This window comes from Natronospira sp. (assembly GCF_007134575.1).
Classification (GTDB): domain Bacteria; phylum Pseudomonadota; class Gammaproteobacteria; order Natronospirales; family Natronospiraceae; genus Natronospira; species Natronospira elongata.
Genome location: NZ_SLKM01000207.1, coordinates 1 through 12,960, shown reverse-complemented (window position 1 = coordinate 12,960; position 12,960 = coordinate 1). Strand labels below are relative to the sequence as shown.

The 12,960-nt window shown below is 62.0% G+C and carries 9 protein-coding genes; 2 read left to right on the top strand and 7 right to left on the bottom strand.

Annotated features, from left to right (window positions below; all coding sequences use genetic code 11):
* Positions 1-161 precede the first annotated feature (161 nt).
* Positions 162-2,474, bottom strand: a complete 2,313-nt coding sequence (locus tag ACJWXQ_RS08200) for a patatin-like phospholipase family protein (RefSeq protein WP_406672560.1) — start codon at positions 2,472-2,474, stop codon at positions 162-164.
* A gap of 56 nt (positions 2,475-2,530) precedes the next feature.
* On the opposite strand from ACJWXQ_RS08200, the gene ACJWXQ_RS08195 reads away from it, so the two are divergent.
* Together ACJWXQ_RS08195 and ACJWXQ_RS08190 are read left to right on the top strand one after the other, a co-directional pair.
* A complete protein-coding gene (locus ACJWXQ_RS08195) occupies positions 2,531-3,931 on the top strand; it encodes an NfeD family protein (protein WP_406672559.1) in 1,401 nt (466 codons plus the stop codon).
* Between the two features lie 25 nt (positions 3,932-3,956).
* Complete coding sequence (locus ACJWXQ_RS08190; RefSeq protein WP_406672558.1) at positions 3,957-4,721, top strand: slipin family protein; 765 nt, start codon at positions 3,957-3,959, stop codon at positions 4,719-4,721.
* A 344-nt stretch (positions 4,722-5,065) separates the two neighbouring features.
* On the opposite strand, the gene ACJWXQ_RS08185 is transcribed toward ACJWXQ_RS08190, so the two are convergent.
* The 6 genes from ACJWXQ_RS08185 to ACJWXQ_RS08160 form a co-directional block, all read right to left on the bottom strand.
* Positions 5,066-6,001, bottom strand: coding sequence for a DegV family protein (locus ACJWXQ_RS08185; RefSeq protein WP_346050953.1), 936 nt, complete (start codon positions 5,999-6,001; stop codon positions 5,066-5,068).
* A 100-nt stretch (positions 6,002-6,101) separates the two neighbouring features.
* The gene (gene hrpA / locus ACJWXQ_RS08180; RefSeq protein WP_406672557.1) at positions 6,102-9,968 is read right to left on the bottom strand and encodes an ATP-dependent RNA helicase HrpA; all 3,867 of its coding nucleotides are present in this window, start codon (positions 9,966-9,968) and stop codon (positions 6,102-6,104) included.
* 18 nt (positions 9,969-9,986) lie between these two features.
* A complete protein-coding gene (locus ACJWXQ_RS08175) occupies positions 9,987-10,847 on the bottom strand; it encodes a mechanosensitive ion channel family protein (protein ID WP_346050955.1) in 861 nt (286 codons plus the stop codon).
* Between the two features lie 15 nt (positions 10,848-10,862).
* Positions 10,863-11,693 (bottom strand): hypothetical protein, encoded by an 831-nt coding sequence (locus ACJWXQ_RS08170; RefSeq protein WP_346050956.1) that lies wholly within the window; start codon positions 11,691-11,693, stop codon positions 10,863-10,865.
* Positions 11,690-12,514, bottom strand: a complete 825-nt coding sequence (gene mazG, locus ACJWXQ_RS08165) for a nucleoside triphosphate pyrophosphohydrolase (RefSeq protein WP_346050957.1) — start codon at positions 12,512-12,514, stop codon at positions 11,690-11,692. Before mazG ends, ACJWXQ_RS08170 begins: the two co-directional genes overlap by 4 nt.
* Positions 12,515-12,524: 10 nt before the next feature.
* A partial coding sequence (locus ACJWXQ_RS08160) for an NUDIX hydrolase (RefSeq protein WP_406672556.1) occupies positions 12,525-12,960 on the bottom strand: 436 nt, incomplete at its 5' end.

Here is a 12,960-nt window from a genome sequence, read left to right as displayed (position 1 = left end):
TCACCGGATCACCGACCTCGAACTGGCTTCGGGCATCGAAGTAGATCTTGTCAATGGTTCCTCCGGTGGTGATGATTCGAACAGCCTGGGAAGCCTGATCACGCTCTAGCTCGGCCAAGGTCGCGACTCCTCTGCTTGCAATGGAAAACCGGGACGAAAGTCTACCACGGGGTGGGGTTCGGCCGTGGCCGGTGCAGGGGCAAGCCCAGGGTCAGAAAGAAGCCCCGCCGGGATTGTTCTGAATGCGTTGCCCCGAGCAGAACCGGCCCCAGGGGCGTATCGGCCCCCATGAATATTTTGGCGCCGGTGAAGAGTTCGCTGCTGCTGACACCTTCGCCATGCTGCCAGGCACCGCCGAGGGACAGCCCGGCACCGGCATACATTCCCCCGCCCTCGGTGGGTATCTCGTTGCCACCGAGACGCCGGAACCAGACACCCCGCAGACTGCCTATCCGATCACCCCGGAGCTCGTCGGTGCCCAGGCCGCTGAGGGACAGGGGGCCACCCAGCCGAAATTGTTGCTGGAAAGGCAGGGGCGCATCGGCCTGCCCCCATTCCCCGGCAAGCATGAAGCGGTGTGCCCCGGCATGCCGATACAAGGCGTACTCCAGAGCCGTTCGGCGAAAGGCCTGATCTGCTCCAAAGCCGGTCAACGAGCGGTCCATTTCCAGTAATAGCGCTTCCCCGTGCGACGGCCATTGGGCCTGATCCAGACGATCCCAGCCGATCAGCAGACGCAGCCCGCCAGTTTCCCGCTCCAGTCCCGGCGGCCCTTGCAACCCCGTCCGTTGCTCGGACGACAGGCGTCCACGATAGGCACCCAGACGCAGCTCACCATCACGGGCAATACGCTGACCAAAATCGACGCCGACCCGGCTTTCCCTAAGCCCCAGTTCGGCCACTCGACTGCCAGCCTCCCAGGCCGGAATGGTGGTTGCCTGGTGGTGCCCCAGCAAGGACAGGAATTGATAGCCCCGAGCCGAAAAGGGCTGATGGAATTCAGTCCGCAGTGCTCGCGTATGCCCCAACTGTAGTTCACTCAGTAATTCGCCCCCCAGGCGATTCAGCCCCGGAAGACGGTGGCCGAGTCGCAGGTTATAGCGGGCATCGCCATCAAACGGGTCAAACACCTCCAGTCCGGCGCGGAGATGGTGGGGACCACGCTCGTGCTCCTGCACGTCAATCCGCAGCCGCACCCCCTCATCCAACTCGGCCACCTGAAAGTCGACGCTCTCGATCTCCCCCAGACGCTGCAAGCGCCCGAGGTCGGACTGCAGACGATCCAGGGACAGGGGTTCCCCCAGAGAGCTCTCCACCAGGGCCCTTAATCGGCGTTCGGAGAGCTGCCGCATGCCGACAAATTCCAGTTCCTTCAATTCTCCCAGTTCCCGGACCGGCAGCCGCTGGCGGGCCTGCCAGCGGCCGTAGTCCGAATCCGGCAGAGACAGGGCCTGCAGTCCAGCGCTGACGGCACGAGCCGCCTCCTCCCCGACCTCAGCCGCCTCGACGGTCCGATGGAAGGCCTGGGGGCCTATATCCACCACCTGGGGCTCGATCAGAACATCCTGGGACTCCAGGAGGTCCAGCGAGGACTGCACGGTCCGGTGAACGATCAGCGTCGTTACCTGCCCTGAAATGGCGAAGATGTCGTCGAGACGCTGGCGCTCATCCAGTCGGCCACTGACATTGACGGCAATAATGATATCCGCCCCCAGGTCCAGGGCCGACTCTACCGGCAGATTCTCGACCAGACCGCCATCCACAAGGAGCCTGTCCTCGATGGTCACCGGCGCGAAGACACCGGGCACGGACATGCTGGCGCGGATGGCCTGGGACAGACGACCACGATCGATGACGACCTTCTCTGCCTTCTCCAGATCCGCGGCTACGGCCCGAAACGGGATTGGCAGCTCATCAAAGTCCCTCAGGGCCGCCGAGCGAAGCGTCGCTTTTTCCAGTATGAAAGAGAGATTGCGGCCCTCGATCAGTGCCCGCGGCAGGCGAAGACCGCCGTCGGTCAGGCCGATCTGCAGGTCGAACAGGAAACGCTCGTCATTCTCCTTTTCCCGCCAGGGCAGATCCCGCCGAGGCAAGCGATCCGAAAGGGCAACGTCCCAATCCATGTCCGCCAGCCATTGCTCAATTTCCTCCGGCCCCCAACCACTGGCATAAAGACCCCCAATGATTGCGCCGCCACTGGTCCCGACAATCAAGTCCACTGGCACCTGATACTCTTCAAGCACCCGGATCACGCCCAGATGAGCTCCACCCCGGGCGCCACCGCCGCTCAGCACCAGAGCAATTTTCGGCCGCTCGCCTTCCGCCTCATTGGCACTGTCGCTGTCCTCAGCCAAGGCCGAGTGCGGAACCACGCCGACGACGAGCATGACTAGCAGCAGACAGCTGCTCATGAGCGTCGTTAGCGGCGGCAAGCCGCCGGCCAACAGGCACCCAGACCGGGATTTATTTGTCATTGCTGGCCCCATTGTGCTTTTATGGTCGCTGTCCGATCCGCATCCACGGTGTCAACATGAGAGTCAGGCAATTCACCGCAGGTCTTATCTCCCTGGCAGCCGGCATGCTGCTGGTCCTCGCCGCCGCTCTCGGTGCCGGTCAGAGCGATGCTCGCGCCGGGACTGGCGGCAACGCAATGATCCTCACGGTCGATGGTCCCATCGGGCCCGCCACACTGGATTACCTCCGCCGGGGCATCGAGAAGGCCGAGGAGGAGCGTTACGCCTTCGTCATCATCGAGATGGATACCCCGGGCGGTCTCGTGGACACCACCCGTGACATCAACAAGGCCATTCTCTCCGCTGACATTCCCGTTGTCACCTTCGTCTACCCTTCAGGTTCCCGGGCAGCCAGTGCCGGCACTTACATCATGTATGCCAGCCATGTCGCGGCCATGGCTCCGGCCACATCCCTTGGCGCTGCCACCCCGGTGGGCCTGGGCGGGCCGGGCGCGCCTGGCCCCGAGGAAGAAGAGGGTGAGGATGGCGAGGAGCGTGCACCGGAGCCGCGCACGGACGCCGAGCGCAAGGCCATCAACGACGCGGTCAGCTACATTCGTGGCCTGGCCGAACAGCGCGGTCGCAATGCGGACTGGGCCGAAAAAGCCGTCCGCGAGGCCGCAACCCTGGGTGCCCGCGAGGCCCTTGAGCAGAACGTCATCGATATTGTGGCCAGTGACCACGAAGACCTGCTCCGCCAGATGGATGGCATGGAGGTGGAGATCGCCTCCGGCAGCCTGCGGCTCAACACCGAAAACATCAATCTGGAGCGCCATGACCCGGACTGGCGCACCGAACTGCTGAGTGTATTGACCAACCCCACCGTTGCCTATCTGCTCATGCTGATTGGCATCTACGGCCTGATCTTCGAAGGCTACAACCCGGGCGCCATTGTTCCCGGCGTAGTCGGCGCCATCTGCCTCCTGCTGGCCCTGTTTGCCTTCCAGATCCTGCCGGTCAACTACGCCGGCTTCGCCCTGATTGCGTTGGGGCTGATATTGATAATCAGCGAAGCCTTCGTCCCCAGCTTCGGGATATTGGGCATTGGAGGTCTTATCGCCTTTGTGATTGGCTCGATAATACTCATGGATACCGACGTCCCCGGATTCGGCATACCCCTGCCGGTCATCACCACTGTCAGTATCATCGGCGGGCTGCTGACCTTCTCCATTATCGGCTTCGCGCTCAGGGCACGACGATCACCGGTGGTTAGCGGGCAAGAGGAAATGGTGGGCCTGGTGGCCACTGCACGAGAGGATTTTGAGGAAACCGGCCAGATATGGGTCAGAAGCGAACTCTGGCGCGGCCGGACGAATCAGCCGGTTCGCAAGGGGGACAAGCTTCGTGTCACCGGCATAGAAGGACTGATCCTTAAAGTGACACCGCTGGAAAGCGAGTCACAGCAGACAGAGCACTGATTACGTTTATTCCAATCAGGAGAGGATGATGACAACGTATATTCTTTTCGGCGCGATCATCTTCGTCATTCTTGTCCTCGTCAGCATGTTCAAGATCCTGAACGAGTACGAGCGTGGCGTGATCTTCATGCTTGGCCGCTTTTACAAGGTCAAGGGCCCAGGCCTGATCATCGTGATCCCCCTCATCCAGGAAATGGTCAAGGTTGATCTTCGGACCATTGTTCTGGATGTGCCCAGCCAGGACGTGATCTCTCAGGATAACGTCTCGGTCAAGGTCAACGCGGTGATCTACTTCCGAATCATTGACCCGGAAAAAGCCGTCATTCAGGTGGCCAACGTCTTCGACGCCACCAGTCAGTTGGCCCAGACTACCCTGCGCTCCGTGCTCGGCAAGCACGACCTGGACGAAATGCTGGCCGAGCGCGATAAACTCAACTCGGATATCCAGAGCATCCTGGACAGCCAGACTGATGCCTGGGGCATCAAGGTCACCAACGTGGAAATCAAGCACGTGGACCTGGACGAGAGCATGATCCGGGCGATTGCCAAACAGGCCGAAGCCGAGCGTAACCGGCGCGCCAAGGTCATCCACGCCCAGGGCGAACAGCAGGCCGCCGAAAACCTGGTGGACGCCGCCAACATGCTGGTCACCAACCCCCAGGCCATGCAGCTACGCTACCTCCAGACCCTGACCGACGTGGCAGGCGAGAAGAGCTCCACCATCGTCTTCCCCCTACCCATGGACCTGGTGGAACCCCTGATGAACAAGCTCAAGGGCGGCGACAAATAATTTCTGCGTCGCAAGCATCAGAAACGAGACCGCGCCTTTGGCGCGGTCTTTTTTTGCCTCGCGCAGAGGGCGCCAAGGGCGCAAAGGGGTTTTATTTTCTTAGCGTCTTTGCGTCTTTGCGTGAGGCCAACCCCGGGCAGACTCCGGCACCTCGCCCCCAGAAAGCAGGCCCCATCCAGCCCCAAGCACGCCCCCAATAACCCTCAGCGCTCTTAACGCCCTCTGCGCGAGGCAAAACCCAGCCCTCCGCAGGCACCAAGCTATCAGAAAACTGTACGATGCAAATCCTGGGCACCAACCCACAATAGCTCAGCGCCTCCGCGTCTCTGCGCGAACCACAAACCTCACTCTTTCTTGATATAGGCAAGGGAGAAGGACCCAGGCCCGACGTTGATGCCGGCGGTGGTGCTCATCACCGCTAGCATGGTTTCCACGCCGTGCTTCTTGGCCAGACGAGTCAACTCCATGTATTTGGGATTCTTCTTGATCTTCTCCGGGTTGCCGGCGTAGCTCATGCAAATGGTCTTGGTCTCGAGCTCATCGTTGCGGATCTTCTCCATGGTGTCATCCATGAGCACGCCCAGGGCATTCTCAAAACCCTGAATCTTCTTGATGGCTTCACTTTCGCCCCGGTTCATCTGGATGATCGGTTTCATGTCCAGCGCCGAACCCAGCTTGAAGCTGAGCCAGCCCACGCTCTTGTCGCCCTTCTTGCGGCCCCGGTTGTAGACGTATTGCAGATCCTCGGGAATCAGATAGGCGTAAACCCGTTCGCTCAGATCATCCACCGCCGGGCGAAGTTTCTCCAGTGGCATTTCTTCCTTTCGGATCAGTCGCAGGGTCTCGTGAGTCAGGACCGCCTGGCCGGTAAACAGGGTCTTGCTGTCCAGCACACGCATGGCAAAAGGGTTGCTTATGCCATGCTCTTCCCGGACCGCCTTGTATTCATTCATCACCGCGTAGGAAGCCTGGTTGGCATTCTCAAAGGTGGGACTGCGGGACTTGGTCACGGTCAGGACCAGAGCCCGGTCATACTCCAGCACCAGTTTTTCCAGGAAGAGTTTCTTGATCTCTTCCACGCTGGGCGGTTCAGTCTCCGCGTCCGTATCCGGATTATTCAGATAGCGCTGGTAGAAGCGCATGGTGGCCTGGGGATCACGTTCGTCGACGAATAGTTCGTCGCCGAAATGCAGGCGAATGGGAAGGATCTGCAGGCCGTACTTGTCGATGTAGCTTCTCGGCAGATCACAGGCAGAATCAACCACGACACCGATTTTCATACCCGGACTCCTTCTTTATTCTTGGCCCGGCCGTGGGCTTGGCCGGCAGGCGATTGATTGCTTAGCCAATCCAGCTTACTGCGAGCCGCGCCGGATTGCATCACCCTCGGGCATTTTCCACCTCATCCCAGGCGGCCTGAAGCCGTTTGGGAGAGACCGGTTCCCGGGTACCCAGCTCCTGGGCAAACAGGGACACCCGGTACTCCTCGATCAGCCAGCGGTAACGGGCAAGCGCCGGTCGACCCTGCAGCTGCCCCGGCTCTTCGACCCGCTGCCGCAGCCTCTCCCACCAGGGACGTATTTCGGCGGCCAGTCTGGGGTCCCGGGGGTTGCCCTGCTGGAGCTTGTCCAGGCGGCGGTGGATTGCCTCCAGGTAGCGCGGATATTCTGCCAGTTGCTCTGGGGGCACCTGGGCCAGAAACCCGGGAAAGAGCAGAAAATCCAACTGCTCACCCAGCTCCCGGCCGGCCTTGAGCAGGACGGGATTCAGCTTCCCTCCCAACTGGCGGCGAATATCGGCGTGTTTCTCCAGCACCTCCCCAAGGATAGCCTGCCAGCGCTCACCCGCAGCAATTACCTTCGGCGCCCCACGCCGGCACAGCTGCTCGAAATCCTCTGACTGCCGTGGCAGCTCGACCTCACCCAGCACCGCTTCATCAAAGGCCAGTCGGGCCACGGCCTCGCGCAGCTCCTGCTCGGTGCCCAATTTGCGAAAACGCAGGGCCAGACGATTCATGCCGCCCAATCCCCGGATGGCATCGGCCTGTTGCTTCAATCGAAACATGGCCAGACGCCTGACCCCGGCCCGGCTCATGGCCTCGGCAACTGCCCGGTCATCGTGCAGGACCAGGCTGGCCTCGCTTTCTTCATCTCGCAACGCCGGGTAGACATTGAGGCGGACGCCGTGGCGCTCCACCTCCACTTGCTCGGGCATGTCGCCGAAGTCCCACTCGCGAGTGCTTCGCGCTGGCCACTCGCGGCTGCCTTGCTCGCCAAAGGATTCACTGGCGCGGTGGCCATGACGATCCCGCAGGGCCTCCAGGTCCTCGCTCTCCTCAATGATGCGGCCGTCTCCATCCACCAGGCGGATGCCCATCCGCAGGTGATCGGGCAGCTGCTCTTCGCGCCAGTCGTCAGGCTGAATGTCGACGCCGGTCACGCGCTTGAGCTGGCGAGCCAGTGCCTGCGTCATCGCTTCTCCCGGCTCCATGCCGCCCAGGCCCGCGGCGGCAAAATCCGGAGCCGGCACGAACTGTTTTCTCAGAGTCTTGGGCAGCGAACGGATCAAGGCGGTGGCCCGCTCCTCCCGCCAGCCGGGGATCATCCAGTCCAGTTCGGCCTGATCCAGTTGATTGATCAGCGCCAGGGGCAGCACCAGGGTGGCACCGTCACGCTCACCGCCTGGATCGAAATGGTATTCCACCGAGACCGGAATGCCCTGGATGCGGACATGATCGGGGAAAGCGTCTTCAAGATTGTCCACCTCCCGGGTCATCACATCCGATCGGCGCATGCGCAATGTCGCATCAGCCGACTGCCCTTCCCGCTTGAGCCAGGCACGCAAGGCGGACCAGTCATGGACGTCTTCCGGCAGGCGCTGGGAATAGAAGGCCGCCAAGTCCTGCTCATCTCGGAGCAGGTCACGACGGCGACGCTTGGCCTCCAGCTCCTGCACTTCCTCCACCAGAGCCAGATTGTGCTTGAGAAAGGCCGGCTCGGAGGGCAGTTCACCTGGCACCAGGCCTTCGCGGATGAAGACCTCCCGCGCCTCGGCGGGACGGACCCGGCCGAAATTGATCCGGCGACGCCCCACCAGGTCGAGCCCGAAAAGACTGACCCGCTCGAAGCCACCGACCCGCCCCTTGCGGGCCTGCCAATGAGGTTCGAAATACTCCCGCTTGACGATGTGCGCCGCCGCCTGCTCGATCCAGGCCGGCTCCACCCCGGCCACGGTGCGCGCGAACAGTCGAGAGGTCTGGACCAGTTCGGCGGCCATGATCCACTTGGGGGCCTTCTGAAACAGAGCCGAGCCCGGGAACACCCAGAACGCTTGTCCTCGCGGCCCCTCATAGGCGTGTCCCTCACCCTTGCGGCCAACCTGGGTCAATAGGCCGGCCAGCAGGGCCCTATGGATCTCCGGGTATTCAGCAGCCTGCTCATTGCCGCGCAGTCCCATGTCCCGAAGCGCCAGGCGCAACTGCCGCAACAGATCCCCCCACTCCTCCATCCGCATTGGCGCCAGAAACTGCCGGCGCGCCCACTTGCGGCGCTGATTGCGAGAGAGCTGGCCGGTCTCCCGGCGATAGCGACGCCAGAGATTCAGCAGCGCCAGAAAGTCGGATTTCGGATCCGCATCCACGGCATGTGCCTCGTCCGCTGCCTCGCGGGCGTTGCTGGGCCGCTCGCGTGGATCCTGAATACTGAGGGCGGCCACAATGACCAGAACCTCGGACAGGGATCCCAGTTGAGCCGCCTCAAGCAGCATCCGCCCCTGACGCGGATCCACCGGCAGGCGCGCCATCTTGCGACCGTCCTCGGTCAGACGCCGATTGGCGTCCAGTGCCTTCAGCTCTTCCAGCAGGCGAAAGCCGTCGCGGATCAGGCCGGCTTCCGGCGGGTCCACAAAGGGGAAATCATCCGGGTCGCCCAGCTTGAGCAGGCGCATCTGCAGGATCACGCTGGCCAGATTGCTGCGCTGAATCTCGGGTTCGGTGAACTCCGGCCGGGACTCGAAATCCGCTTCCGAATAGAGACGAACACAGATGCCCGGCCCCAGGCGGCCGCAGCGACCGGCACGCTGATTGGCACTGGCTTGCGAGACGCCTTCTATGGGCAATCGCTGAACCTTGCTCTTGTAGCTGTAGCGGCTCAGTCGGACCAGACCGGAATCGATCACATAGCGAATCCCCGGCACAGTCAGGGAGGTTTCGGCCACATTGGTGGCCAGCACCACCCGGCGACTGCGCCCGTCGGGCCGAAACACCCGGTCCTGGTCCTTCGATGACAGACGCCCGTAGAGCGGCAGAATCTCCACATTGCGAAACTGCTGGCGGCGCAGGTATTCAGCCGCATCCCGAATCTCACGTTCCCCCGGCAGAAACACCAGCACATCGCCCGGCCCTTCCCGCCACAACTCACTGAGCCCCCGTGCGATGCCCTGCACCAGGCTGAGGTCCTCGCTGTCGCTGTCCGGATCCTCCAGGGGCCGATATCGCATTTCCACCGGATAGGTCCGACCGGAAACGCTGATTACCGGTGCATCGGCGAAATGCCGGGAGAAGCGCTCGGTATCCAGGGTGGCCGACGTGATGATGATCTTCAGATCCGGCCGCCGGGCCATCAGGCGACGGAGATAGCCCAGCAGGAAATCGATGTTGAGACTGCGTTCATGCGCCTCGTCGATGATGATGGCGTCGTAGGCAAGCAGATCCCGATCGGACTGGGTTTCGGCCAGCAGCATGCCGTCGGTGAGCAGCTTTACCCGGGTACGTTCACTGACCCTGTCCGCGAAGCGCACCCGGTAACCCACCAAACCACCCAGCTCGGTGCCGGTCTCCTCGGCAATGCGGGCCGCCGTGCTGCGGGCGGCCACTCGCCGCGGCTGGGTGTGGGCAATGCTGCCCCGCACGCCCAGACCCAGTTCCAGACAGAGCTTGGGCAACTGGGTGGTCTTGCCCGACCCCGTTTCACCGGCAACGATCACCACCTGATTGTCGGCGATGGCCTCGCGGATTTCGTCCCGACGCTCGCTGACCGGCAGCTCTTCGGGATAGGCCAATCGGACATCCTGGGAGGCACGGGAGCGTGCACGGGCAATGGAGGCCTCCAGGCGTTTCTCGATCCGATCCAGTTCGGTCGCCCGGTCACGGGCCCGTCGCAGACGACTTAGTCGTTTGCTCAGCCGCCTGCGATCAAGCAGCATGCACTCATCCAGGCGGTCTTCGATCGCCGAAACAATCTCTCTCATGAATAACTCGGAATCAGATCAATGGCCTTGCTCGTCCGGGCCATCACCGTGACGTTCGTCGCTGACCAGTCGAATGGGAAAGGGCTCGGTCTCCGAGCCGGCGTAGAGGCTTCGATGGGGGAAGGGAATCTCGATCCCCTCCTCGTCGAAGGCTTCCTTGACCCGTTCGGGCATGTTGTTTCGCAATTCCAGGAAATTCTCCCGAGTGGCCCAGACATTGAACTGCAGGTCCATGGAAGAATCGCCGAAGCCGAGAAACAGCACAGCCGGCTTGGGTTCGGTCAGGCAAAGCGGATAGTCGTCCGCGACCTTGAGCAGGACTTCCCGCACCCGGGGCAGACTCTCACGGTAGGCCACGCCCACCTTGAGTTCCAGGCGACGGATGGCGAAGCGGGTGAGATTGACGATCTCCGACTTGATCAGGGTCTCGTTGGGGACACGCACGAACAGGTTGTCGAAGGTCCTCAGCTTGACCGACAGCAGGTCGATGGCCAGCACCTCCCCGAGGGTATCGCCTACCTTGATGAAATCACCGATCTTGAACGGCTTCTCGCCGATCAGGAAAAGCCCGCTGATGAGATTGGACGCCGATGTCTGGGAGGCAAAACCCAGCGCCACGGAAAGAATCCCGGCGGCACCCAGGATGACCGTGAGACTGAAGCCCAGCTGATGCAGGACCGACATCAGAACCAGGATGACGATGCCGTAGAAGACCACGCGCCGCAACAGGGCTGTCTGCTGGGGCTCCAGATACTTCTCGCCCACCCGACGGGTAATGACCGAGGCGAGCTTGGCGAAGAACAGGCCAAGCAGCAACAGCACCCCGGCCCGGAAAACCTCCAGGCCGCGTTCTGACGTCAGAAATTCCAGGATTTCCATGATCGGCGGCCTCCCTCAGGCGAACAGGCTTTCCAGGGTACGGAACAGGCCCTGCTTCTCGGGCAACTGACGGGCCTCGCTGACTCGGGTGGCCTCCATCCCCGACGGCAGCTGCATCTCCTCCAGCTTCAGGGCCCCCTGCTTCCCATCGGCACTGCGCTCCATCACCATGGGCTGGGTCCAGAGTTGATGGGTGTTGCTGGCATAAACAGGCAGCAAGGGCACGGGCACGCTGAGCCTTTCGATCAGCAGGGCATCCTCGGCCTGATTACGGACAGTCACGGGGGATACCACCCGGTGGGGCCGCTGCACCACCTCATCCAGACGCAGACGGGCCAGCGAACGGGTGGCATAGCAAAGCTCACCTTCCCGGGTATTGGAGCCGAACCAGGAATCGGAGGGCCGATAACTGGGAATTTCACACAGCGGCGTGGACTCACCCAGAGTAAGCACCTCGATCCAGACCGAGGTACTGACATAAATGATGGTTTCCTCGCCAGGAGGAATGAATAGCGGCGTATCAGGCCGAACCACAACCGGCCTGTCCGCCAGGCGCGGGCGCAGGGTCAGCCCCCGCTCGCTCTCGCGAAAGGCAAAACGGGCCAGCTTGCAATCGCTTTCATCGATCTCATCCAGATCCAGAAATTCCAGATTGGCATCCAGCGGGTCCTTGCCCTCCCGCCAGGCCAACCGCCACTCCTGGCGCCAGCGTCGGGCCTGAAGATGCAGCGGACCGATCTTCCAGCGAAAGCCGTTCTGCCCTTCCGGCAAGTCATACCGCCCCCACCAGGGCCGCGTGTGGGTCTCGCTCACGTCCATGATCGCAGTGAGTTCCTCGGCGCTCATTGTTCGCGCTCCTCTTTGCGCTTTTCCTCTGCCTTGGCTTCATCCCAATAGCCGTCCATTTCCGCCAGGCTCACTGAATCCCCACCGGACTGTTCGCGGACACGCTGTTCAACGTACCGATAGCGACGTTCAAACTTGGCATTACAGCCACGCAAGGCTGTCTCCGCATCCACCTTGAGGTGACGGGCCAGATTGGTTACGGCGAAAAGCAGATCGCCAATCTCCCCTTCCAGGCGCTCATGGCCAGCGCCCTCTTCCATGGCTTCCTCGATTTCCCGGATCTCTTCGCGAATCTTGTCAAGCGGGCCGGTAGGGTCCGGCCAGTCGAATCCGGACCGACTGGCACGTTTACCCAACTTGGTAGCCCGCTTGAGGGCCGGCAGGGCCAGGGGCACGTCATCAAGAGCGGACTGCTCCCCCCTGGCCTCGCGTTCGGCCGCCTTCATGGCTTCCCAGTCGGCCGTCTGCTCTTCCGAGGATGCATAGCTGGCATTGCCGAACACATGGGGATGGCGACGAACCAGCTTGTCGGCAATACCCTCGGCCACATCATCAAAGTCAAATCGCGAGGCTTCCGAGGCCATCTGGGCGTGAAACACGACTTGCAGCAACAGATCCCCCAGCTCATCCCGCAAGCCATCCATGTCGCCACGGCGGATGGCATCGTCCACTTCGTAGGCTTCCTCGATGGTGTAGGGGGCAATGGTGGAGAAATCCTGTTCCCGGTCCCAGGGACAACCGCCAGGCCCCCGCAGTCGCGCCATGATGGTTCGGAGTCGATCAATGGGTGGGCTCAGGGAATCGCCATCATCCGAGGCCATGCACAATCTCCTATTGCTCGCGCATCATTCGGCTCAATCCCACAATCATGGCAGCCGTGGCACCCCAAATGCGATAGCCCTGCCAGTCAATCTGATAATAGCTCAGTGCCTGCCCCCGCACGGTGACATCCACGACCTGGTGCTGGTCTGGGTCAAGGGCATGGGCCAGCGGAACTTCGAACACTTCGGCGACTTCAAAAGGATCCGGAGCGGTCTGATAATCCGGCTGCAGCAAACCCACCACGGGGGCCACCGCAAAGCCGGTGATGGTCAGATAAGGCGGCAGAAAGCCCTCTACCCGGATGCCCGCGGGGCCAATACCCACCTCTTCCTGCATCTCGCGCAGCGCGGCAGAGACCGCATCGGCATCCTGAGCCTCGAAGCTGCCGCCAGGAAAACAGATCTGACCGGGGTGATCGGGCAAATGATCGGTACGGCGGGTGAGC

Excerpts from the sequence above, each read along its gene's own strand:
- ACJWXQ_RS08200 (WP_406672560.1), bottom strand. The coding sequence starts at position 2,474 with ATGACAAATAAATCCCGGTCTGGGTGCCTGTTGGCCGGCGGCTTGCCG.
- ACJWXQ_RS08195 (WP_406672559.1), top strand. The coding sequence starts at position 2,531 with ATGAGAGTCAGGCAATTCACCGCAGGTCTTATCTCCCTGGCAGCCGGC.
- ACJWXQ_RS08190 (WP_406672558.1), top strand. The coding sequence starts at position 3,957 with ATGATGACAACGTATATTCTTTTCGGCGCGATCATCTTCGTCATTCTT.
- ACJWXQ_RS08185 (WP_346050953.1), bottom strand. The coding sequence starts at position 6,001 with ATGAAAATCGGTGTCGTGGTTGATTCTGCCTGTGATCTGCCGAGAAGC.
- hrpA (WP_406672557.1), bottom strand. The coding sequence starts at position 9,968 with ATGAGAGAGATTGTTTCGGCGATCGAAGACCGCCTGGATGAGTGCATG.
- ACJWXQ_RS08175 (WP_346050955.1), bottom strand. The coding sequence starts at position 10,847 with ATGGAAATCCTGGAATTTCTGACGTCAGAACGCGGCCTGGAGGTTTTC.
- ACJWXQ_RS08170 (WP_346050956.1), bottom strand. The coding sequence starts at position 11,693 with ATGAGCGCCGAGGAACTCACTGCGATCATGGACGTGAGCGAGACCCAC.
- mazG (WP_346050957.1), bottom strand. The coding sequence starts at position 12,514 with ATGGCCTCGGATGATGGCGATTCCCTGAGCCCACCCATTGATCGACTC.